A 21,124-nucleotide genomic window follows, 5' to 3' on the forward strand; every position below is an offset into this window, starting at 1 on the left:
ACTACCTGATGTTCTTGGAGACGACCGAGGCCATGTCGTCGGCGGCCTGGATGACCTTGGAGTTCATTTCATAAGCGCGCTGCGCCGAGATCAGCTCGGTGATTTCCTTGACCGGATCGACGTTGGACGCTTCGAGATAGCCTTGCTGGACGGTGGCGAAGCCGGGATCGCCGGGCACGCCGACATTTGCAGTGCCCGAAGCCGCCGTTTCCTGGAAGAGATTGTCGCCGAGCGGCGCGAGACCCGCTTCATTGGCGAAGTTGGCGAGTTGAAGCTGACCGAGAAGCTGAAGATCGGTCTGGCCATCGATGCGGGCGAAGACCTGGCCAGTCTTGTTGACGATGACTTCGATCGCATCGGCGGGCACGGTGATGGCCGGGATGACATTGGCGCCGTCGACGGTCACCAACTGGCCGGTGGCGTTGGTGTTGAAGGCACCGGCGCGGCTGTAGAGCGTGCCGCCGTCGGCGCCCTCGATCTGGAACCAGCCCCTGCCTGTCAGCGCCATGTCGAAGCTGTTGCCGGTGCTGGTCAACTCGCCCTGGGTGTGGACGTTACGGACGGCCGTGGTCTTGACGCCGAGGCCGATCGAGACGCCTTCCGGCACCAGCGACGAGTTGGAGCGGTTGGGCACACCTTGCGTGCGGTCGACCTGATAGAGCAGATCGGAGAATTCGGCGCGGGCGCGCTTGTAGCCGGTGGTGTTGATGTTGGCGATGTTGTTGGCGATGACTTCCAGATTGGTCTGCTGGGCATTCATGCCGGTGGCGGCGATGGCGAGTGCTTTCATTGCAAGGTTCCTCAGATGCCCATGCGGCTGACTTCGAGATACGCGGAAATGACCTTGTCGCGGATGGCGACGGCGGTCTGCAGGGCTTGCTGGGCGCTCATGACCGCATCGACGACCTGGCGGGTGTCGGCGTCGCCCTTGAGTGCCTGAAGCGATACTTGTTCGGCGTTCTGCAAGGTGCCGACTGTCTTCGAGGCGGCCTGGCTCAGCGCTTCGGCAAAAGTGGTGCCGATGTCGGTGCCGGCCAATGGTGCCGCGCCGCCCTGAAACAGGCCCGTGGCCGCATCGGCGCCGCCGATTTCAGATTTGAGTTGAAGTGCACCGATGCCGCCAATGCCGCCTATCATCACTGGTTCCTCATCAGGTCGATGGTCATGGAAATCAGATCACGGGCCTGCTTGATGACCTGCAGGTTGGCCTCGTAGGAGCGATTGGCCTCAGTCATGTCGGCCATCTCGATCAGCACATTGACGTTGGGCATCTTGACGTAACCCTTGTCGTCGGCGGCTTCGTTGCCGGGCTGGAACTCGACGGGGAAGTCTGCCGGGTCGCGGGCGATCGAGCCGACCTCGACCAGCGACCCGCCGGAAGATCGGTCGAGCTGTGAGACAAAGCTGATGGTTTTGCGGCGATACGGATCGGCGCCGGGCGAATTGCCGGTCGACTGGGCGTTGGCGAGGTTTTCTGAAACCACACGCAAGCGTTCCGACTGGGCACCGAGGCCGGATGCTGCGACTTTGAGGGCTGCGGTCAATGCGTCCATGGTCAGCTCTTCACAGCCATCATCATCATCGAATGGAATGCCTTGACGATCGCGGTGTTGAGCTCGAAGGAACGGCGGACTTCGCCGGCCTTCATCAGCTCGTTTTCCAGCACCACCGTGTTCTTCGACGGCATGATCGAACCGGTTGTTTCCTCCGGCTTGATCGTGAAGCCGGCATTGGTGGCCGCGCTGCCGAGATGTCCGGCCTGGGTGGCGGTCAGCGATACGGCCGTGCGGTCGAGGACCTTCTCAAATGGCTCGACATCGCCGGCGGTGTAGCCCGGCGTGTTGACGTTGGCGATGTTGCCGGCAATGGCGGACTGGCGCACGGCCAGCCATTGCGACTGCTTGGTGGCGAGATCGAAAAGGTTGACGGGCTCCATGGGAATCTCCGGGCAGGTTCCAGAGACTAGGCTGCCAGTCTTGCGCGGGCCTTGCGCGGGGCCGGACGGCGCGCGGCGCTACTTGGAGAGTTCGATCACCTGGTCGTTGCTGGTGACCAGAACCCATTTGCCGCCGCGCTGCTCGATCGACGAGACGACGCTGGAATCCGGCAGCTTCGAGCCACGCTGGACGACCCACAGGCCGGCGTCGTCCTCGATCATGGCGCGGCCGTTGGCGACATGAACCACGCGGATTTCTTCGACGTCGGTCGGGAAGGGCTGCTGATCGAGACCTGGAGGGTTCTCGGTTGGATCCTGCAGCGTCCCGGTGGCGAACAGATCAACATCAGGGACATCGTTTGCCGTCAGCGGCGCACCTGCATTTTCCATTTGCGAGCGGCCGGCGGTGCGTCCATCATTGGTGCCGCTGCCGCCGAATTTGATGGCCTGGACGCCGAATTGGTCCTGGTTGAAGAAGATATACCAGGGAAACAGCGCACAGATCAGGCCGAGCGTGATGCCGAGTGCGGCGACGACGAAATCGCTGCGACGGTCGACTTTCTTGCCCAACCTGGGAAATTGCGGCTTTGGCGGCTGCGGCCATTCGGTGACTGGAAAGAGCCCGTCGAGAAGCGAGTCACGACTGGCGGCGATCGCGTCGACAAGCTCGGCATGAGGAGCCCTCGGCGATGAGGGCATGGGAGGGGAGGGCCTGGCTGCACGGGGCAATGGAGGCTTGCCGACGTCGAGCAAGGCAGGTTCGACTATTCTGCGAGAAGCCAGCTTGGCGTCTCCGGGTAACGTAGCCTTGGTCACGCTGCGCGAGGCAGGGTTGGCTACACTGCGTGAGGCCAGCTTGGCGACGCTGCGCGATGCGAGCTTGGTCACACCGCGCAAAGCAGCCTTGGGCGCACTGAGCAAGGCAAGCTTGGCTACGCTGGGCATGGATGGCCCGGCCCGGCCCGGCAAGGCAAGGTTGGCAGCGCCCGGCAAGGCAGGCTCTGGCAGGCTGGGCAAAGCAGACCCGGGCAACGCAGGCTCGGGCAACGCAGGCTGGGCCACTCTCGGTAAGAATGGCTTTGCTGCTCTGGCCAGAACCGCCTCGATCTTGGCAGCCTTGGCGCGAGCGGCCTTTGCCTTGGCAACTCTCGCTTCGCCAGCCCGGGCTTCTTCCGCCGCGGTGGCCTCGGCGATCATCTCGCGCAAAAGGCGCTCGGTATACTGGAGCTCAGTCTCCTGCGTCGGCATTCTGCTTACCCTTGAGATGACGCGCGAGGTCGGAGAACGGGTCGGTCGAGGCGCGGTCTTTCGGCGACTGCGTCAGCGCTTCGTAGATGAGCGGCACCTGGCGCACAGCGATGTCGAGTTCGGCATCGGCGCCGCCCTGGTAGGCGCCGAGCAGGCGGATGTCGCGCGTGTCCTCAAAACGCGAGATCATGGACTTCAGCCTGGTCACCAGCATGCGCTGCTCGGCACTCCACGCCTTGTCGGCAAGACGGGAAATCGATGACAGCGGATTGACTGGTGGATAGCGGCCCTGCTCGGCAATGGCCCGGTCGAGTACGACATGGCCGTCGAGGATACCGCGCACCGAATCGGCCACCGGGTCATTGTGGTCGTCGCCGTCGACCAGCACCGAAATGATGGCGGTGATCGAGCCCTGGCCTTTAACCCCTGGGCCCTCGACGCCGGGTCCGGCACGCTCCAGCAGCTTGGGCAGGTCGGTGAATACAGAGGCGGGATAGCCGCGCGCGACCGGCGGCTCGCCGGTTCCCGTCGCCACCTCGCGCAGCGCATGGGCAAAACGGGTGATCGAATCGAGCACCAGCAGCACGCGGTGACCCTGGTCGCGAAAATGTTCGGCGACGCGCATGGCGGTATCAGGCGCACGCCGGCGCATCATGGCGCTCTCGTCGCTGGTGGAAACGACAGCGACAGTCTTGGCCATGCTTTCGGCGCCGATCGTGTCCTCGAGGAATTCACGCACCTCGCGGCCGCGTTCGCCGATCAGCGCCACGACGACGGTGTCGAAGGCGTCGGCGCCGGCCAGCATGGCGAGCAGTGTCGACTTGCCGACGCCCGAGCCGGCAAAAACGCCGAGGCGCTGGCCAAGGCAGAGAGGGGTGAAGATGTCGATGACCCGCACGCCGGTCATGAACGCGGTGCCGACGCGCTGCCGCGACATGGCACCTGGTGTCGTCCCATCGCCGCTCGCAGCGCCTTCGATCCTGATCAGGGGCGGACCGCCGTCGATCACGCGGGTGAGCGCGTCGATGGCGCGCCCCCGCCACGAGGCGTGCGGCGTCACCGTCAGCGGACCGCGGCGGAACACGGCATCGCCGATGCCGGCATCGGCACTGCGTTCGAAAGGCGCGATGACGACCTCGTCGCGACCAATCTTGACGATCTCGCCGCGGCGCGTGCCAGCATGGCCCCGCTGCTCGACGAGATCGCCCAGCCTGGCGACTTCGGAAAGGCCGCGCACCTTGTAATGCGTGGGCGAGACTTCGCAGACGCGGCCGCCGCGCCGCAGCAATGTCTCCCCGTCATCGAAACGACGCCAGATCCGTTCCAGCGCTGCAAGCGGGTCTTCCGGCGCTGTTTCGGGCAGCCTTTCGAGCGCACGTATGGATGACTGGCCGGTGGACATGCCGCTACTTGGAGCCGAGCGTCTTGATCGCGTCGTCGGTGGAAGCATCGGTCTGGCGCATCAGCGCCGCCGTGTTCTCGAAGGCACGCTGAACCATGATCAGGCGGGTCATCTCCAGCACCGGATTGACGTTCGACTCTTCGACAAAGCCTTGCGCGACGCCGACATCGGAGCGGTCGGTGACCGGCTCGGGCGCACGCGCCGGAACGATGCCCGAATTGCCATAGCGGACGAAATTCGGCCCCGGGTCGAAATCGTAGAGGCCGATGGCGCCGACAAGCTGGTCGCCCTGGCGCAGCGAGCCGTCGGCTCCCGCCTTGGGCGGACCGTTGCGAGGATCGAGCTGGATTGGCGCGCCGCCGGAATCCAGCACCGGATGGCCTTCGATCGACATCAGTTCGCCGTTCTCGTTCATCGAAAAACGCCCGTCTCGGGTCATCACGGTGCCGGCCGGGGTGTCGATGGCGAACCAGGCGTCGCCCTGGATGGCGAAATCGAACGGGTTGCCGGTCTGCGTCATCGCGCCATGGGCGCCGGAAAGATAGGTGTTGCCCGTCGATGTGAAAGACACGGATCTGGGTCCGGTGCCGGAGACGACATCCTGGAATTTCACGCCGGTGGCGCGAAAGCCGATGGTCGAGGCGTTGGCGACATTGTCGGCGATGGTGTCGAGGCGGCGCTGGAGCGCGATCTGCGATGAAAGGGCGACGTAGAGGCTGTCCTGCATGGTGTTCTCAGAACCTCAGTTTCTGCATGGCCATCATCAGATCGGTCGATATGCCGACCGTGGTCGGTTGGGCGAAGAGCACGCTGATCGAGGACTGGGCGGTCGAGGTCGGATGATTGACTTCCCACAGGCTGGTGAAGCGCGTCAGGAATTTGCTCAGCTTGGCGGGATCGGTGAAATCGGCGATGTCGAGCTTCTGTTCGAACAACTGCGCCTGCTTGTCGATGTCGGCGGAGGCGAAGGAATCCGGCAGGCCGAGCGCGGTGCGAACGACGCTGGCAAGTGCCGTGTCGGCCAGCACGTCATACCAGCTGGTGATCTCGGGCGCCTTGCGGTCGAAATAGAGTGCCAGCCGCACGCCTTCATTGGTCTTGCCGGCGTTTTCTTCCAGCGTCTGACGCATGTAGCTGTCGACGGTGCCTTGCTGGGCGGCGGGAAAGAGTGTCGCGGTCTCGCTATAGGCCTCGAAATTGAACGCCTTGACGAAGGTGGCGTAGCGCTTGTCCGAGAGCTTGTTGGCAAAGCTGTCGTCGGCCTCGATACCTTCCTTCAGCGCCTTGACCATGAACGCCTTGGCATAGGCCATGTCGCCCAGGCCATAGGCCTTCATGGCATAGTTGAACAGACGGCTGTCCTTGACGAAGTCGTCGATGGTTTTCACCTTGCCGATGTTGGCAAGATAATAGTCGGTATCGCGCTGCACGACCGGCTGCGCCTCGACCTGGTCAAGCGACTTGGTGATGTCCTTGGTGATGAGCTGGTAACTCGTAAGGGTGTTCAACTTTGTCGCGCCTCCGGCCGAAGCTATCCCGGGACAATACGCCCACTTCCTTGCGCGAAGCTGAATCGGTTTCACTACGCGCCGGATTCAAGCCTCACACAAGGCACGAGGACTATCCGTTGGTGCTGACGTGAAATGCGGAAGGACCTTGCGTGGGCATTCTGATCGGACTGGTGGTGACGCTCGGCTGCGTTCTCGGCGGCTTCATGGCCATGGGCGGGCATCTTGAGGTGCTGATACAGCCATGGGAAGCCGTGATCATCTGCGGCGCGGCACTTGGCACCTTCCTCGTCGCCAACCCGATGAAGACCGTCAAGGACACCGGCAAAGGCATTCTCGAGGCGTTCAAGCAGGCTGTGCCGAAGGAACAGGATTATCTCGAAACGCTCGGCGTGCTGCACAGCCTGATGCGCGAGCTGCGGTCCAAGTCACGCAGCGAGGTCGAGGCGCATATCGACAATCCGGAGGAATCGGCGATCTTCCAGGCGTTCCCGACCGTGCTGCATAACCATGACCTGACGCATTTCATCTGCGACTACTGCCGCATCATCATCATCGGCAATGCGCGCTCGCACGAGATCGAGGCGCTGATGGACGAAGAAATCCAAACCATCAAGACCGACAAGATGAAGGCCTATCATGCGCTGGTGGCGGTGGGCGACGGCTTGCCGGCGCTTGGCATCGTCGCCGCTGTGCTCGGCGTGGTCAAGGCGATGGGCGCGCTCGACCAGTCGCCGGAAATCCTCGGCGGCCTGATTGGCGCAGCCCTTGTCGGAACGTTCCTCGGCATCTTCCTGTCCTATTCGGTGGTCGGGCCGGTCGCCACCAAGATCAAGACGGTGCGCGAGAAAAAGAACCGCCTCTACATCATCGTCAAGCAGACGCTGCTGGCCTACATGAACGGCGCGCTGCCGCAGGTGGCGATCGAATTCGGCCGCAAGACCATTTCGTCCTATGAGCGGCCGACCATCGACGCCGTCGAGCAGAGCACGATGAACACCGCCTCAGCCGAGAAGAAAGCGGCCTGAGCCATGCGCGACAACAGACACATGCATGACAAAAGACGGGGCCGCGTGCCGTCATGACCAGCCCCGGCAGCCCGTCGCAAACCCGTACCCTGATCATCGAGCGTCTGGTCGGCGACAGCGGCGAGGCTGCTCATGTCATCGGAACCGGCCGGTCGATGGGCGAGCGCTCCGTGCCGCTGCTGCAGAAGAGCCTGGCCGGCGAGCTTGGCGCTCCGGTAACCGTCGACCTGCGGGCGGTCGAAGTCAGTCGTGTCCCCGAGGCGCGCGCAAACGCCGGCGATACATTTGCCTTGACCATCATTGCCTCGCCGACGTCCTCGGATGCGATGACGCTGGTGATCGATTCGCCGGCGATCGCAGTCATGGTCTGTGCGCTGTTCGGAGGCGATCCGGATCTGGCGGTTTCGCCGATCGAGCGCGAGCTGTCGCAGATCGAGACGGATGTGGCGACCATGGTGTTCCAGGAGGTTGCCCAGGCACTCAACGGATCGGGCAGGCGGTCGCTCGAACTGCGGCTGCCGGTGCCGCGGGCGATCTCGGGCATGGAGGCTAAGCGGCGCATGCTGCGCGACGGTGCTGCGGTTCGCATCGTCTTCGGCATCTCGACGCCAACCGACACCGGAACGGTCACGGTGATGATCCCGCAGCGCATTCTCCTTGCGACCCGCGGCGTTGCCGCCAATGCCAACGAGGACGGCGTGAGTTCCGACTGGCGGGCGCGTTTTTCGGAAGAGGTGATGCGCTCGACGGTGACGCTCGAAGCGACCATGCCGCTGGCCCGGCTGACGCTTGGCGACCTCGCCAGCTTCGAGGCAGGCCAGGTCATCGAATTCGAGGAGACCGCGCAGACGCAGGCACGGCTGAGCGCGCGCGACAAGACGCTGTTCGTGTGTGAGTTCGGCAAACTTGGACAGAATTACACCGTCCGGATCCGGCATCCCTACGATGCCGGACAGGACTTCATCGACGGGCTTATGCCGGGCTGACGCCGGGCGAGCTTGAGCTTTTTGGAGACGATGCATGGCCAAGACCAACGTGGAAGCCGATCTCGATCAACCGGACGAACAGCTCGACCGCGCGATCGAAGAACTGCGCGGCGTTCTCCAGGAAGAGGAGAAGCGTCCGGACGCGGCCTTTCGGACCGCCTCCGGCGCCAATTCGAACATCATCATGACCATCCCCGTCGATGTGCAGATCATCCTTGGCAGCACCGAGATGCCGGTGTCCGAGTTGATGGCCCTGCAAAAGGGTTCGACGGTGGCGCTGAACCGCCGCATTGGCGAACCTGTCGACGTGGTGGTCAACGGCCGCAAGATTGCACGCGGCGAGATCACAGTGCTGGAGAGCGATCCATCGCGCTTCGGCATCAGGCTGACCGAAATCATCGCAGCGACGAAGGACGCGTAGGCATGGGCGGCGCGCATTGTCACCGGCGGCGGGGGCGGACGGCATGACGACGTCGGTAACCTTGACGCGCCCGCAGAAGGCTGCCGCTATCCTGGTGGCGATGGGCAAGCCGTCGGCCAGCCGGCTGCTGAAATTCTTCAAGCAGGAAGAACTGAAAGCGTTGATCGAGGGTGCCCGTCTGCTGCGCACCATTCCACAGAGCGATCTCGAGCGCATCGTCGCCGAATTCGAAGCCGAATTTACAGAAGGCGCGGGGTTGCTCGATTCCGCCGACAGGATGGACACCATCCTCAATGAATCGCTGTCGCCGGAAGAAATGAGCGCCATCATGGGCGACAAGAGGTTCGAAGTCGCGCCGGAAGGACCGCCGCCGATCTGGCCCGATCTGGAAAAGCTGGAACCCGAGCGCCTAAGTGCGTTCCTGGCCGCCGAACATCCGCAGACCGCGGCCATGGTGTTGTCCAGGCTTTCGCCCCAGGCAGCGGCGAATGTGCTGCTGATCATGACCAAGCCGATGCGCAGCGAGATCATCAAGCGCATGGTGACGATGGTGACCATTCCGGAAGCGGCCACCAAGATCGTCGAAAACCAACTGCGCACCAGCGTGCTGGCGCAAACCTCGAGCAAGGACATTTCCGCCGGACAGGCGCGCGTCGCCAGTCTGCTCAACGAGATGGACAAGCCGCAACTCGAAGAGGTCATGCAGGACCTGGAAGAGGCCGGCACGCCCGATCTCGGCGGCGTCAGGTCCCGACTGTTTGCTTTCGACGACCTGCCGCTGCTCACCCAGAAGGCACGCGTGCTTCTGTTCGACGGGCTGTCGACCGAACTGGTGACGCTGGCCTTGCGCGGCGCGCCGCCCGGACTGACCGAATCGGTACTGTCGGCGATCGGCGCGCGGTCGCGGCGCATGATCGAAGCCGAACTCGGACAGGGCTCGGAAGGGATCGCCCTTGCCGACATCATGACGGCACGCAAGACCGTCGCGGTCACGACGATCCGTCTTTCGCGCGAGGGAGCCTTCGAGCTCCCCGCAACCCAGAACGTCGCTGCCTAACGCTGAACAATCGAGCGCACAATGGCTGAGGCAGTCGACAAAGACTCGAAAACCGAAGAAGCGACCGAAAAGAAGATCCGCGACACCGTCGAACAGGGCAAGCTGCCCCATTCGCGGGAAACCGCGATCCTCGCCTCCTTCGTCGCCATCCTGGTGTTCACCGTCTTCTACGCCAAGGATGCCATCGTCGACCTCGGTATGTTCCTGTCGATGTTCCTGGAGAAGCCGGAAGCCTGGCCGATGGACACCGAGACCGACGTCATCGCGCTCTACAAGACCGTCATGATGGAGGTCGGCCGCGCCCTCGTCAGCCTGTTGGTGCTACTGGTCGTCGCCGGCGTCGGCGCCTCGGTGTTCCAGAACATGCCGCAATTCGTCGGCGAGCGGATCAGGCCGCAATTCTCTCGCATCTCGATAGCCAAAGGATGGAACCGGCTGTTCGGCGTGCAGGGCTTCGTCGAGTTCCTCAAATCGCTGGGCAAGCTTGGCTTTGCCATCATCGTGCTTGTCTTCACGCTGTCGGAAGACCACCGCAAGCTCTTGACCGGCATGATCACCAACCCGGTCGCCTTCGGTCTCGTCATCAGAGGTATCGCCGTCGATATCCTGGTGGCGATCGTCTTCGTCATGGGCCTGATCGCGGCCGTCGATCTCGTCTGGTCGCGCTTCCACTGGCGGCAGGACCTGCGCATGAGCAAGCAGGAGGTCAAGGACGAGCTGAAGCAGTCGGAAGGCGACCCGATCGTCAAGTCGCGGCTACGGTCGCTGGCGCGCGACCGTGCGCGGCGGCGGATGATGACGGCGGTGCCGCGCGCCACGCTGATTATCGCCAATCCGACGCACTTTTCCATCGCCCTGAAATATGTCCGCGACGAGGATGCCGCACCCATGGTGCTGGCCAAGGGGCAGGATCTGGTGGCGCTCAAGATCCGCGAGATCGCCAGGGAGCACAACATCCCGGTCTTCGAGGACGTGGCGCTCGCCCGCTCCATGTACAAGCAAGTTTCGGTCGATAGTGTGATCCCGTCGCAATTCTACCAGGCCGTCGCCGAACTGGTGCGGATCGTCTACTCGAAAAAGGCTGAGCGCAGACCGACCCCATGAACCGACAGCCACACGCAAATTCCCGCGAGATCATCGTCGCCAGCGCCATCGAGCAGGTGGTGGCCGAGTTGCGGCTGATAGATGTCGCCGACTACATCGCCTTCATCCGGCTTGAGCATTTCGCTTGCCTGGCGGATCTGGTGGATTCAGCTGTGGAGCTGTTCTTCCTGCCGGGGACCTTGCGGCTCGGCCATGGCGGCGAGGCGCATGTCGATTGGAGCGGCAGTCCGCGCATCGTGCTTGATCTGGAACTCAGGCCGCCCGGCGTTACCGTCTATTTCCAGTTGACCCTCAGCGAACACAAGGCATCGGTGGTGGTCAACTATGTGTCGTTCGAGAAGCCAGGCGAGGATCCGGAACGCAACACGGCCTTGCTGGAGGCGGTGATCGAGCAGGCGCGCATCCGCAAGACCGAGCCGCTGGCATTTTAGCAGCTATTCTATCAGTCCCAGCCGCAGCGCCTTGGCCACCGCCTGGTTGCGGTTGACCGCGTTGAGCTTCTGGGTGGACTGGGTTAGATACTGGTTGGCGGTATGGACCGACAGTTTGAGCAGCCGCGCGATCTCCTCGCTGGTGTTGCCGTTGGCGGTCAGCTTCAGGCATTCGAGTTCGCGCTTGGAAATCGACCGCATCCTGCCGGCATCGCTTGGACGGATGCGGGCAACGGCGGCAAACAGCGAGAAACAGCGGGCGTGGATTTCGTATAGCGCGTCTTCCGGCAAGGCAATTTCCGATCCCAGGAAAACGACCAGCCCGCAATGGCCGCGATCGGCATGGACGGGAAAGGCGATGCCGTTGGAGCCTGGCGCCAGCGGCGCCATCTGCTCCGACCAGGTGAGGTTCTGGAAGACCGCTTCCGAGCCGGCCATGCCGTCATCCACCCACCAGCGCGGCGCCGTCGAGGTGCGGCTGTGTCGTACGATCTCCTCGCCATTGGCGCCAGAGATGAATTTTGTTGCGACGGCCGTGCCGGGATAGTCGGAATCGAAGTTGGGGACGAGACGGGCGCGTTCCGGTGACGGGCTGACGAAGAACAGGCCGAAGGCCGAGGCATTGATGTCGACGGCAATCCAGCGGCAGCGGCGCACGGCATCAGGAATGGTGACGGCGTGATGCGTTTCGGAGCCGAGCGAGAAGGCGCCGAACGGATTGCGCTGCTCGCTGAAAAGGGCCTCCGCTGCCTCCTTGATGTGCGCGTGTTTCAAATGATGCCACTCCTGATCGCCGTGGCGATGGCCATCGCGCGGTTGCTGGCCGCGAATTTCTGTATGGCGTGGGTGATGTAGCTGTTGACGGTGTTCGAGGAGACGCCAAGGATGACCGCGACCTCGTCGGTGGTCTTGCCTTCGGAGACCCAGAACAGGCATTCGCGCTCGCGGTCGGACAGCGGATCCTGCATGGCGGCGGCGGCGATCAATTGCGGTATGTTGGAGAGCGCATAACAGCACTTCAACTGGGCCTTCATCAAAGCCGGCTGGTCGATCTTGCCTGCCGCGGCCGCCGAGAACAGTGCGAACAGGCGCTGGCGACCGACATTCAGCCGCAGCGAATAGACTTCCGCATGGCCGAGCACGTCGAGAAGGCGGGCCTCTTCGCTCGTGAGCAGTCCGCCGACGTCGGGCGCCTGGGCGGCCACCAATGGCTTGGGGCGGATGCCGGGCGCGGCGGTCAGCGGCCCCTGGGCAAGGCCGGCGATCAGCCGTTTGCCGATGAGTTCGATGGCGTCGAAGATCCAGTTGGAAGAGACGATGCGCGCGTCGTTGCGATCCTGGTCGTGGACGATGGCGACGAGCATGTAGCTGTCGGCGCCGATCTCGGCGGCAAGGTGCATGAAAAAGCTGGTCAGATCGCCGCGAGACGCCAGGCGCGAGCCTAATGTGTCGGATTGAAAAAGCGCGGCGGGACTGCTCATTTGGCTTTGGGTTGTATTTCTTGGCCGGAATCTATTCTTGTGCCCGGATGCTGGCGTCACCAGCAGCCGAACTTGGATACGCATTTACGTTTACGAAGCACACGCATGGCGCAGGGTCGCGCGGATCGAACCGAATCCTTCTAGGGAACGCGAAGCCGTCCGCGTCTGGCCCCGGGAAAACTCCGGAACGTGAGACTTTGGGTGGTCGCCGCGCCCCCCAGGACCGGCTGATTCGGGTCTAATCTACTCGCAGTCGAATCCGACATCAAACGCGATTTGACAAAATCGAATCCGTTGGACTCGGGTTGCGACTCAGAGCCGATTTTCGGGAGCTTCGATAGCGCCTCGACCACGGATGCCGACACGAAAAAGCCAGACCTTGTTGCAAGCGTGCCGTATCGGCGGCCGATCGATTCCGATAGGTTACGGCGGCTGGAAGGGATGGGCGTCCTTTTCGATCGATTCTTGGGCGATATTGGCGGCGCGTGTTTTCGTGGCCATCGAGATGGGGTTTGATGATGGTGCGGATTTTCCTCGCATTCACGGTGGCGCTTGCGCTCTGGAGCAGCGCGTCGGCGGCAGAGCAGGCCAAGGCTGAGCCTGTTGTCACCTATGCGCTCGACAACGGGCTGCAGGTGGTGCTGGTCCCGGATCACCGCGCGCCGAAGGTGGTGATGAACCTGCGGTACCGCGTCGGCTCGATGAACGAGCCGGCCGGCCGCTCGGGCTTCGCGCACCTGTTCGAGCATTTGATGTTTTCCGGCACGCCGGCATGGCCGAACGTGTTCGGTGCACACGCCGCGCTCGGCAATGAGATCAACGCCTGGACCACGGAAGACGGCACCGTCTACTATGTCGACGGACTGTCGTCGTCGCTGCCGATGATCCTATCGCTGGAAGCTGACCGCATGGCCAATCTCGGCCGTTCGGTATCGCAAGCCAAGCTCGACCTGCAGCGCTCCGTGGTCAAGAACGAGATGCGCCAGAACGTGCTCGACAGAGCGGGCGCCTCCGGCTGGGAAGCCTTCTGGTCAGGGCTGTTTCCACAGCCGCATCCCTACAGCCGCATGGTCATCGGTTCGGTGGCCGACCTCGATGCCGCGACGCTCGACGACGTGCGCGGCTTCTTCAACAGCTATTATCTACCGAACAACGCCGTGCTGGTTCTGGTCGGCGACCTCGAGGTCGACGAAACCAAGACGCTGATTGCCGACACGTTCGGCAGGGTGCCGCGCGGCGCCGACGTGGCGCGGCCGGCAGTGCCCGAGGCGACGCAAGCCAGGCTCAAACTGGTGATCGAGGATCGTGTGCCGAGCCCGATCGTGGTGGTCGGCTTCAGCGGTCCGGTGGCGCAGTCACCTGACAATGGCGCCCTCAGCATCGCCGCAGAACTGCTCGGCAATGGCGAGTACGGCTTCCTGCGCAACCGGCTGGTTTCGCAGAAGGGCATCGCCACCTATGCCAGTGCTAGCTGGACGGGTGGGCTGCTCGGTGGCCGATTCACTTTCGAGGCAGGTGCCGCGGAAGGTATAACCCCAGAAGCGCTCGAAAGCGAAATGAAGGCGGCCTTCGCCGACTTCCTGGAGACGCCGCTCGAGCCGGCTGACGTGGAACGCGCGCGCAATCGCCTCTTGCTCGGCGCGCGACTCGGCACCGAAGCGCTGAAGGACCGCGCCGGTGCAGTCTCCAACAACGCCGACATCCTCGGCGATGCGCAGAGCGCATTGGAAGACGATCCAAGGATCAAGGATGCCAGCGTTCCCTATATCGAGGCAACGATCAAACGGCTGTTGAAGCCGGAGGCCGCCAGTGTTCTGGTGCTGAAGCCCGGTCCGCGCGGCGGCTACCCGGACGCGCTGATGGGATCATCGGGCACGCCGCAGCCCTTCACGGCGCCGGAGCGCGTGGCGATCGACATTCCCAAGCATCAAGCCGGAAACGCGCCTTCGGCGGTGCTGCCGGCCATGGAAACGGCGACGCTCTCGAACGGCATCAAGGTGGTCCACTACACCATGCCAAAAGCGCCGATGGTCTATCTGGCAGCGAGCGCCGAAGGTGGCTGGAACAGCGTGCCGGAAGGCAAGGAAGGACTGCTCGAACTTGCCGCCAGCATGGCGACACGCGGCGCCGGCGAGCGCGGTTCCGCCGACTTCGCCAAGGCAACGAGCGATATCGGCGCCAGCGTCGGCTACCAGGCGGGCTATCTGACCACCGCGATGACGCTCGGCGTACAGCCCGAGAAACTGGATCAAGGTATCGGACTGCTCGCCGACGCGGTGCTGAACCCGCGTTTCGACAAGGCCGACTGGACCGTCCTGACGGCGCAGACCTTCGACTGGCTCAACGGCCGCGAAGCGGACCTGCCGGGGGTTGCAGGGCGCGCGGCCAAGGCGGCGCTCATCCCGCAGGTGCCAGGCAAGGCCGCAATCGACTGGTCGGCAAAGGCGCTGGCGTCGATCTCGCTCGACGAGGCGAAGGCTGCCTTCAAGGCCGTGTTCACGCCGAAGGCTGTGACATTCTACAGTGTCGGCCCGGTGCCGGTGAAGACTGTGGCAGCCGGCCTTGAAAAGACGTTTGGTGCATGGACCGGCGGTGCTGCCGCCTTTGCCGCGGAGCCGTCGCCGGCCGCGCATTTCAACAGCGGCCAGAAGGTGCTGCTGGTGCCGGAACCCGGTGCCAGCCAGTCGGCACTGTTCGTGGCGCGGCCAGCGCCCGGCACCGACGAAAGCGAGCGCGCCGAATCGACGGCTGTCGCCAATCTGCTCGGCGACGATTTTTCGAGCCGGCTGAATTCGGTGATCCGCGAGGAGAAGGGCTATTCCTACGGCGTGTCCAGCTATCTGCTCAGTCCGATGAAGGCCGGCTCCGGACTGGTGGTGGCAACCACGGTCGAGCGGGCCAACACAGGCCCGGCGATCAGCGAAATCCTCAGAGGATTTGCCGGGTTGAAGACCTTGCCCGTGGCGCAGGAAGAGGTCGACCGCACGGTGACCGTCTACCGCCGGGCGCTCGCCGGATCGGCGGAAACCTCGGCGGGACTGTTCAGTTCGCTGGTCGGCGCCGTGGGTACGGGTTCGACGCTGGAGGACCAGCAGAGCCGCATGACGGCGCGCACCCAACTCACGCTCGACGGGGTGCAAAAACAGGCGCTGGCTCTGGCGTCGCTCGAGCCTTCGCTGATCGTTGTGGCGGGCGATCCGGATGTTGTTGGGCCGCAGCTTGCAGCGATCGGCCTCAAGGACGTGGAGATCGTCCAGCGTGAAGACCAGCAGACCGCCTTGCGCGCACTCGATCTCCTTGGTGGCAAGCAACAGGCGCCGCTGTCCGCCTCGCCGTGGCGGGTCGGCGACGGTGGCACCACGCGGGCGGTGCATTCCTGCGAGGCGGCCAAGGATTGCGGCGCGCGCATTCACGCCGAATGATGGGCACGCCGAATGATGGGCACACCGAATGATGGGTTGGAAGCGCGAGGCAGTGTGTCGTGCGCAGGTTTCGGCAAACAGCGGTTTCGGGGGAAACAATGAGCGATTCATTTCAGGAAGTAACATCTGTCTCGTGGTTCGGGCGGATCAAACGTGCGGTCGGTGGGGTGGTCATCGGTTTGCTCTTGATCGTACTGGTGGTGATCGGACTGTTCTGGAACGAGGGCCGAGCCGTGCAGACGGCGCGCTCGCTGGCCGAGGGATCCGGCGCGGTCGTCTCAATCGGCACTGAGACTGTCGATGCCGCCAATGACGGCAAGCTCGTGCATGTCACTGGCCCGGTGACCGCGAGCGGTGGCCTTGCCGATCCGGATTTCGGCATTGCGGCGCAAGGGCTGCGCCTGTCGCGCACCGCCGAGATGTATCAGTGGAAGGAAGACTCGAAATCGGAGACGACGAAGAAGCTTGGCGGCGGCGAGGAGACGGTGACCACCTACAGCTATTCCAGGGTGTGGGACGACAGCCAGATCGACTCGTCGGATTTCAAGAAGCCGGACGGCCACCAGAATCCGCCGATGGCGATCCACAGCAAGACCTTCCAGATTCCGGACGGCAGGCTCGGCGCCTTCAATCTCGGCACGCCGGTGCTTGATCGTATCGAAGGCGACAAGGAATTCTCGCTCACGTCCAGCCAGGCGGCCGCGATCAAAGCTGCCTATACAGGCACAAAGCCGCTCAACGTCGTCGACGGCAAGATCTATCTCGGCTCCGACACGACATCGCCGGCGCTGGGCGACTATCGCATCGGCTATGAGCTGGCCCCGCTCGGTGTGGTGAGCATCGTCGCGCGCCAGACCGGTAGTCAGTTCGAACCCTACCAGACCGTCGCCGGCGACCAGTTGCTGATGGTGGATACCGGCGATGTGCCGGCTGCGAAGATGTTCGCCGACGCGGTCTCGGAAAACACAGTGATCACCTGGCTGTTGCGTGCGGCGGGTCTGCTGCTGCTGACGATCGGCTTCGCCCTGTTCCTCAGCCCGATCGGCGTCATCCTCGATGTCATTCCCTTCCTCGGCAGCATGGCGAGGATGGGAACCGGCATCATCGCCTTCTTCCTGGCGATCCTGGTCGGGACGGCGACGATCGCCATCGCCTGGTTCTGGTATCGGCCGGTGCTGGCGGCAGGCATTCTGGCGGCGGGTCTCATCGCTGCGGCGGCGGTCTATTACATCGGCCGGTCGCGCAAGGCAGCGGCACCGGTTGCCACGCCGAGCGTCGGCGCCACCAGCTGAAATCTTGCAAACAAAAAGGGCGGCCATGGCCGACCCTTTTTATCTGTCCTCGAAGCCGGTCAGCACGCCGACGGCGTTGATGCCGATCTCTTCGACGGCATAGCCACCTTCCATGACAAACAGTGTCGGCAGGCCGAGCCTGGCGATGCGGCGGCCGATCTTCGGATAGTCCTGGCTTTTCAGCTTGAACTGGCTGATCGGGTCCTTCTCGAACGTGTCGACACCCAGCGAGACGACGACGACGTCGGGAGCGTAGGCCGCAAGTTTCGCGCAGGCATCGTCCAGCGATGCACCCCACGCGTCCCAGCCGGTGCCGAACGGCATCGGATAATTGAGGTTGAAGCCTTCGCCGTCGCCTTCGCCACGCTCGTCGGCATGGCCGAGGAAGAACGGATATTCGGTCAGGGGATCACCATGCAGGTTGATGACCTGGACATCGCCGTGGCCGTAGAAGATCTCCTGTGTGCCGTTGCCGTGGTGATAATCGACATCGAGGATCGAGACGCGCGCAGCGCCTTGGTCGCGAAACCATTGCGCGGCGACGGCGGCGTTGTTGATGAAGCAATAGCCGCCCATGAAGCCGGCGCCGGCGTGGTGGCCGGGCGGACGGCAGAGCGCGAAGGCTGATCTCTCGCCGCCCTTGACCAGGGCTGCCGCCGTCAGCGCCACGTCGTAGGATGACTTGATCGCGGCCCAGGTGCCTTCGACGAAGGTGGCGCCGGCGTCGAAGGAATAGTAACCGAGCAGAGCGTCGATGCGCTGCGGGGGCACGTCGCCGCGCAGGCCCCGCGTCGGCCAGGTGAAAGGCATGGCCGAACCCGTGAAGCCGGCAGCCGTCCATTGCGGCCAGACCGTTGGCAGGAAGTCGATGTAGTCGGCCTTGTGGATGCGCTTGGCAGCTGTGAGATCGTGCTCGACCGGTCCGATGATCGGACCCAGCTTCTGGCTTTCGACCCGTGCCTTGATGAACTCGGCCCGCGAGGGCATTTCGAAACCGGGCACGATGGCCGCGGTGACCAGCTCCATCTGCCCGGCATGACCGGCATGGAGAGGCGAATAGACAGTCTTCATAAAATTCCTCTCGAAGTGCGAACTTAGTCAAGATTGAGATAGGGGCTCACCAGAGCGAGCCACATGGTTTCCACATCGTCCTCGATGAGGTCGAACGTCCTGCGATCTTTTTTCAGCCCCACAAGCCGGCAGACGTGACCGACCTCCATCATCACCACGCCGAGCCGGCTGGCGATCTTGTCTTCAAGGGCCGGGTTCACGTGCTGCAACCATGCGGCGTAGAGGGCGATGATCTGGTCGTCATATTCGTTCTGGATCGGCCTGAGGTCGGCGTTGCCGGAGATGGCCTCGATCACCGGCATCAGGCTGGCGTTGTCGAGATAGAGCCTGGACGTGTCGATGAAGAGCTTGCGCACTTCCCGCCGAAACTCTTCGCGGTTGGTGGGCGGGTCGACCTTGATGCGCTTCGCGATCACCTCGGGAAAGGATGACAGCCAGCGCCGGGCGAGATCCAGAAGGATGGCTTCCTTATTGGGAAAGTATTGGTAGACCGAACCGACCGACAAGCCGGCGCGCTGCGCAATGGCGAGCGTCGTCGGCGTCTTGGTTCCCTGCTCCCGCGTCAAGATCAGCGCCGCGTCGAGAATCCTGTCGACCACCTTGCTTGACCGTTGTTGCCGCGGCTGCTTGCGTGGTTCGAGCGCTATCCTGGTTTTGCGGTCGAGACTGCGCTTCACTGCTTGATGTCCTCGTTCCCCGCCCGGTCTCAACACAAGCGCAGGGTGCTGTCCACTATACATTCGAAATTCCGAACGTTGACAAACGCGAATAATTAGTCGCATTCTTTATCCGCGCTGTTTTCAGGGATAACAAGGGGAATTTCGAAGACAGCGAACTGGCGTCCTTTTTGTCGACAGTGCCGCTCCGTTGAAGTGGCAGGTCTTCGGACGAAGGGGTTGTCGGTCTCAGTCAGTCGTCAAAAGCGCGGAGTCGCGATGTCTGTCACGGGTGCGGGTCACAATGCTGATCTGATCGTCATCAACGGTCGTATGCAGACCATGGACGATGACAATCCCGCCCCCGAGGCCATTGCCGTCAAGGACGGCGCCATCATTGCCATCGGCAGCCGCGCCTCCATCGAAGAGCTCAAGGGACCGGCCACAGAGGTGATCGACGCCAAGGGCGGTTCGGTGCTCCCGGGTTTCATCGAAGCCCACATGCATCTGTTTTCGGGCGCGGCTGAGCTTGCGCATCTTCAGCTGTCGGGCATCCTCGGGTTCGAGGCGCTGCAAAAGGCGACCCGCGCCTATGCGTCGACCCGGCCGGATGCGAAAATGCTGGTCGGCCAGGGCGTCGACTACACCGTGCTCGGGGCTGAGCGGGTGACCCGGCATCATCTCGACGCCATCCTGCCCGACCGCCCCTTCTGCATGGCAGCGCCCGACCATCACACCATGTGGGCCAACACCAGGGCACTGGAGATGGCCGGAATCCTGCACGGGCGCACGCTCGGTCCGGGCAACGAGATCGTCATGGGCGCCGACGGGTTGGCCGAGGGCGAATTGCGTGAAGGCGAAGCCTTCGGCCCGGTGCTGGATCTCGCCGGCGAAGACCGGGTCCGGCTGGGGCTGGCGACCGGCGGCGAGCCGGATCCGATACCGACCGCTGCCGAACGCGCTGCCGACCGCGACGTCATGCGGCGCGGGCTTGCCTGGTGCGCGCGCCACGGCATCACCTCGATCCAGAACATGGACGGCAATCTCTACCAGCTCGAGCTGCTTGCCGAGATCGAGGCGGAGGAAGGCTTGCCCTGCCGGGTGCAGATACCGTTCCACTTCAAGAATTTCATGACCCTCGACATGCTCGACAAGGCGTCGACAATGGCCGAGCGCTATCATAGCGAATGGCTGTCGTCGGGCATGGTCAAGGTGTTCTACGATGGCGTGCTCGATTCATGGACGGCGGTGATGGTGGAGCCCTATGCGGACCGCCCAGACTGGGTCGGCGAACCGCTTTTCACGCCGCAGCAGTTCATCGATCTCGCGGTGGCCGTGGACAGGCGAGGGCTGCAGATGGCGGTGCACTCGATCGGCGACGGCGCCGTGCGTGCGGTGCTCGATGGCTATGAGGCGGCGCAGAAGGCGAACGGCAAGCGCGACAGCCGGCACCGCGTCGAACATATCGAGGTGGTCACGGCTGCCGATGTGCCGCGTTTTGCCGAACTTGGCGTCATCGCCTCGATGCAGCCGCCGCATCCGCCGGGTGCCATGGATTTTCCGCTGGAGCCGACCCTGTCGCGCATCGGGCCGGCCCGCTGGCCGTTGAGCTATGCCTGGCGGACGCTGAAGAATGCCGGCGCGCGCGTGGTCTTCGCTTCGGATTGGCCGGTGTCGCCGATCGATCCGATCCTGGGCATTCAGGCGGCAGTGCTGCGCAAGCCCTGGGCAGACGGCGACCCCGACCAGAGCTTCTCGCTGCAGGAATCCATTGCCGGCTACACGGTGGAAGGCGCCTATGCCGAATTCGCCGAGCATCGAAAAGGCATGCTCAAACCCGGCTATATGGCCGATCTGGTTGTGCTCTCGGCCGATATCGAAACGACCGCGCCGGAAGCGCTGCATACGGTGCGGCCGGTGACGACTATCTGTGGTGGCAAAGTGACTTATCAGGCGTGACGGTGGCACGGAGCTTGCTTTCTGAATCGAGATTCAACTGTGTGGTTGCCAAGCCGACCGGCATGTGGTGACAATCGAACAGCAACGAGACCTGCCGCCAAGAGCAGGCTTTATCAGTGGGG

21 protein-coding genes are annotated in these 21,124 nt (G+C 63.4%); 9 read left to right on the forward strand and 12 right to left on the reverse strand.

Annotated elements, in window-relative coordinates; all coding sequences use genetic code 11:
• Window position 1: 1 nt before the first annotated feature.
• The 8 genes from flgG to LHFGNBLO_RS15205 all read right to left on the reverse strand — a co-directional run bounded on the left by flgG (window position 2) and on the right by LHFGNBLO_RS15205 (window position 6,094).
• Window positions 2–790, reverse strand: a complete 789-nt coding sequence (gene flgG / locus LHFGNBLO_RS15170) for a flagellar basal-body rod protein FlgG (RefSeq protein ID WP_258608614.1) — start codon at window positions 788–790, stop codon at window positions 2–4.
• Between the two features lie 11 nt (window positions 791–801).
• Window positions 802–1,137 (reverse strand): flagellar hook-basal body complex protein FliE, encoded by a 336-nt coding sequence (locus LHFGNBLO_RS15175; protein ID WP_258608615.1) that lies wholly within the window; start codon window positions 1,135–1,137, stop codon window positions 802–804.
• Complete coding sequence (flgC, locus tag LHFGNBLO_RS15180; protein ID WP_258608616.1) at window positions 1,137–1,553, reverse strand: flagellar basal body rod protein FlgC; 417 nt, start codon at window positions 1,551–1,553, stop codon at window positions 1,137–1,139. Before flgC ends, LHFGNBLO_RS15175 begins: the two co-directional genes overlap by 1 nt.
• Before the next feature lie 2 nt (window positions 1,554–1,555).
• Complete coding sequence (flgB, locus tag LHFGNBLO_RS15185; RefSeq protein ID WP_258608618.1) at window positions 1,556–1,936, reverse strand: flagellar basal body rod protein FlgB; 381 nt, start codon at window positions 1,934–1,936, stop codon at window positions 1,556–1,558.
• A gap of 78 nt (window positions 1,937–2,014) precedes the next feature.
• Window positions 2,015–3,184, reverse strand: a complete 1,170-nt coding sequence (locus LHFGNBLO_RS15190; RefSeq protein WP_258608620.1) for a hypothetical protein — start codon at window positions 3,182–3,184, stop codon at window positions 2,015–2,017.
• Window positions 3,165–4,586 (reverse strand): flagellar protein export ATPase FliI, encoded by a 1,422-nt coding sequence (gene fliI / locus LHFGNBLO_RS15195; protein WP_258608621.1) that lies wholly within the window; start codon window positions 4,584–4,586, stop codon window positions 3,165–3,167. Before fliI ends, LHFGNBLO_RS15190 begins: the two co-directional genes overlap by 20 nt.
• 4 nt (window positions 4,587–4,590) lie before the next feature.
• Window positions 4,591–5,313 carry a flagellar basal-body rod protein FlgF gene (gene flgF / locus LHFGNBLO_RS15200; RefSeq protein ID WP_258608623.1) on the reverse strand — a complete coding sequence of 241 codons (723 nt, stop codon included), beginning with the start codon at window positions 5,311–5,313 and terminating at the stop codon, window positions 4,591–4,593.
• A 7-nt stretch (window positions 5,314–5,320) separates the two neighbouring features.
• The gene (locus LHFGNBLO_RS15205) at window positions 5,321–6,094 is read right to left on the reverse strand and encodes a DUF1217 domain-containing protein (protein ID WP_258608625.1); all 774 of its coding nucleotides are present in this window, start codon (window positions 6,092–6,094) and stop codon (window positions 5,321–5,323) included.
• Between the two features lie 152 nt (window positions 6,095–6,246).
• Between LHFGNBLO_RS15205 and motA the strand changes: the two genes are divergently transcribed.
• The 6 genes from motA to LHFGNBLO_RS15235 are packed head-to-tail and all read left to right on the forward strand — an operon-like array spanning window position 6,247 to window position 11,121.
• Window positions 6,247–7,122, forward strand: a complete 876-nt coding sequence (gene motA, locus LHFGNBLO_RS15210) for a flagellar motor stator protein MotA (protein ID WP_258608627.1) — start codon at window positions 6,247–6,249, stop codon at window positions 7,120–7,122.
• Between the two features lie 53 nt (window positions 7,123–7,175).
• Window positions 7,176–8,108, forward strand: coding sequence for a FliM/FliN family flagellar motor switch protein (locus tag LHFGNBLO_RS15215; protein WP_258608630.1), 933 nt, complete (start codon window positions 7,176–7,178; stop codon window positions 8,106–8,108).
• 34 nt (window positions 8,109–8,142) lie between these two features.
• A complete protein-coding gene (gene fliN, locus LHFGNBLO_RS15220) occupies window positions 8,143–8,529 on the forward strand; it encodes a flagellar motor switch protein FliN (RefSeq protein WP_258608632.1) in 387 nt (128 codons plus the stop codon).
• A gap of 43 nt (window positions 8,530–8,572) precedes the next feature.
• Entirely contained in the window at window positions 8,573–9,586 is a 1,014-nt protein-coding gene (locus tag LHFGNBLO_RS15225) for a flagellar motor switch protein FliG (protein WP_258608633.1), read from the forward strand.
• A gap of 21 nt (window positions 9,587–9,607) precedes the next feature.
• A complete protein-coding gene (flhB, locus tag LHFGNBLO_RS15230) occupies window positions 9,608–10,690 on the forward strand; it encodes a flagellar biosynthesis protein FlhB (RefSeq protein ID WP_258608635.1) in 1,083 nt (360 codons plus the stop codon).
• Entirely contained in the window at window positions 10,687–11,121 is a 435-nt protein-coding gene (locus LHFGNBLO_RS15235; RefSeq protein ID WP_258608636.1) for a hypothetical protein, read from the forward strand. The genes flhB and LHFGNBLO_RS15235 overlap by 4 nt, the downstream gene beginning before the upstream one ends.
• Window positions 11,122–11,124: 3 nt before the next feature.
• On the opposite strand, the gene LHFGNBLO_RS15240 is transcribed toward LHFGNBLO_RS15235, so the two are convergent.
• Together LHFGNBLO_RS15240 and LHFGNBLO_RS15245 are read right to left on the reverse strand one after the other, a co-directional pair.
• The gene (locus LHFGNBLO_RS15240) at window positions 11,125–11,895 is read right to left on the reverse strand and encodes a helix-turn-helix transcriptional regulator (RefSeq protein ID WP_258608637.1); all 771 of its coding nucleotides are present in this window, start codon (window positions 11,893–11,895) and stop codon (window positions 11,125–11,127) included.
• Window positions 11,892–12,602, reverse strand: a complete 711-nt coding sequence (locus tag LHFGNBLO_RS15245) for a helix-turn-helix transcriptional regulator (protein WP_258608639.1) — start codon at window positions 12,600–12,602, stop codon at window positions 11,892–11,894. Before LHFGNBLO_RS15245 ends, LHFGNBLO_RS15240 begins: the two co-directional genes overlap by 4 nt.
• Before the next feature lie 515 nt (window positions 12,603–13,117).
• Here LHFGNBLO_RS15245 and LHFGNBLO_RS15250 point away from each other — a divergent pair.
• Together LHFGNBLO_RS15250 and LHFGNBLO_RS15255 are read left to right on the forward strand one after the other, a co-directional pair.
• Window positions 13,118–16,024, forward strand: a complete 2,907-nt coding sequence (locus tag LHFGNBLO_RS15250; RefSeq protein ID WP_258608640.1) for a M16 family metallopeptidase — start codon at window positions 13,118–13,120, stop codon at window positions 16,022–16,024.
• A gap of 98 nt (window positions 16,025–16,122) precedes the next feature.
• Window positions 16,123–17,316, forward strand: a complete 1,194-nt coding sequence (locus LHFGNBLO_RS15255; RefSeq protein ID WP_258608641.1) for a TMEM43 family protein — start codon at window positions 16,123–16,125, stop codon at window positions 17,314–17,316.
• 39 nt (window positions 17,317–17,355) lie between these two features.
• On the opposite strand, the gene LHFGNBLO_RS15260 is transcribed toward LHFGNBLO_RS15255, so the two are convergent.
• Window positions 17,356–18,387: a histone deacetylase family protein gene (locus tag LHFGNBLO_RS15260; RefSeq protein ID WP_258608643.1), complete on the reverse strand. Its 1,032-nt coding sequence runs from the start codon at window positions 18,385–18,387 to the stop codon at window positions 17,356–17,358.
• A 23-nt stretch (window positions 18,388–18,410) separates the two neighbouring features.
• Window positions 18,411–19,064 (reverse strand): TetR/AcrR family transcriptional regulator, encoded by a 654-nt coding sequence (locus tag LHFGNBLO_RS15265; RefSeq protein ID WP_258608645.1) that lies wholly within the window; start codon window positions 19,062–19,064, stop codon window positions 18,411–18,413.
• A gap of 258 nt (window positions 19,065–19,322) precedes the next feature.
• Here LHFGNBLO_RS15265 and LHFGNBLO_RS15270 point away from each other — a divergent pair, with 258 nt between their 5' ends.
• The gene (locus LHFGNBLO_RS15270) at window positions 19,323–21,002 is read left to right on the forward strand and encodes an amidohydrolase (protein WP_258608646.1); all 1,680 of its coding nucleotides are present in this window, start codon (window positions 19,323–19,325) and stop codon (window positions 21,000–21,002) included.
• Window positions 21,003–21,124 lie beyond the last annotated feature (122 nt).

The organism is Mesorhizobium sp. AR10 (genome assembly GCF_024746795.1).
Classification (GTDB): domain Bacteria; phylum Pseudomonadota; class Alphaproteobacteria; order Rhizobiales; family Rhizobiaceae; genus Mesorhizobium.

Coding starts and splice junctions, on each gene's coding strand:
- LHFGNBLO_RS15235 (WP_258608636.1), top strand. CDS start 10,687: ATGAACCGACAGCCACACGCAAATTCCCGCGAGATCATCGTCGCCAGC.
- LHFGNBLO_RS15190 (WP_258608620.1), bottom strand. CDS start 3,184: ATGCCGACGCAGGAGACTGAGCTCCAGTATACCGAGCGCCTTTTGCGC.
- fliN (WP_258608632.1), top strand. CDS start 8,143: ATGGCCAAGACCAACGTGGAAGCCGATCTCGATCAACCGGACGAACAG.
- LHFGNBLO_RS15215 (WP_258608630.1), top strand. CDS start 7,176: ATGACCAGCCCCGGCAGCCCGTCGCAAACCCGTACCCTGATCATCGAG.
- flgF (WP_258608623.1), bottom strand. CDS start 5,313: ATGCAGGACAGCCTCTACGTCGCCCTTTCATCGCAGATCGCGCTCCAG.
- flgC (WP_258608616.1), bottom strand. CDS start 1,553: ATGGACGCATTGACCGCAGCCCTCAAAGTCGCAGCATCCGGCCTCGGT.
- flhB (WP_258608635.1), top strand. CDS start 9,608: ATGGCTGAGGCAGTCGACAAAGACTCGAAAACCGAAGAAGCGACCGAA.
- LHFGNBLO_RS15270 (WP_258608646.1), top strand. CDS start 19,323: ATGTCTGTCACGGGTGCGGGTCACAATGCTGATCTGATCGTCATCAAC.
- LHFGNBLO_RS15250 (WP_258608640.1), top strand. CDS start 13,118: ATGATGGTGCGGATTTTCCTCGCATTCACGGTGGCGCTTGCGCTCTGG.
- flgB (WP_258608618.1), bottom strand. CDS start 1,936: ATGGAGCCCGTCAACCTTTTCGATCTCGCCACCAAGCAGTCGCAATGG.
- LHFGNBLO_RS15245 (WP_258608639.1), bottom strand. CDS start 12,602: ATGAGCAGTCCCGCCGCGCTTTTTCAATCCGACACATTAGGCTCGCGC.
- LHFGNBLO_RS15225 (WP_258608633.1), top strand. CDS start 8,573: ATGACGACGTCGGTAACCTTGACGCGCCCGCAGAAGGCTGCCGCTATC.
- LHFGNBLO_RS15175 (WP_258608615.1), bottom strand. CDS start 1,137: ATGATAGGCGGCATTGGCGGCATCGGTGCACTTCAACTCAAATCTGAA.
- LHFGNBLO_RS15255 (WP_258608641.1), top strand. CDS start 16,123: ATGAGCGATTCATTTCAGGAAGTAACATCTGTCTCGTGGTTCGGGCGG.
- LHFGNBLO_RS15260 (WP_258608643.1), bottom strand. CDS start 18,387: ATGAAGACTGTCTATTCGCCTCTCCATGCCGGTCATGCCGGGCAGATG.
- fliI (WP_258608621.1), bottom strand. CDS start 4,586: ATGTCCACCGGCCAGTCATCCATACGTGCGCTCGAAAGGCTGCCCGAA.
- flgG (WP_258608614.1), bottom strand. CDS start 790: ATGAAAGCACTCGCCATCGCCGCCACCGGCATGAATGCCCAGCAGACC.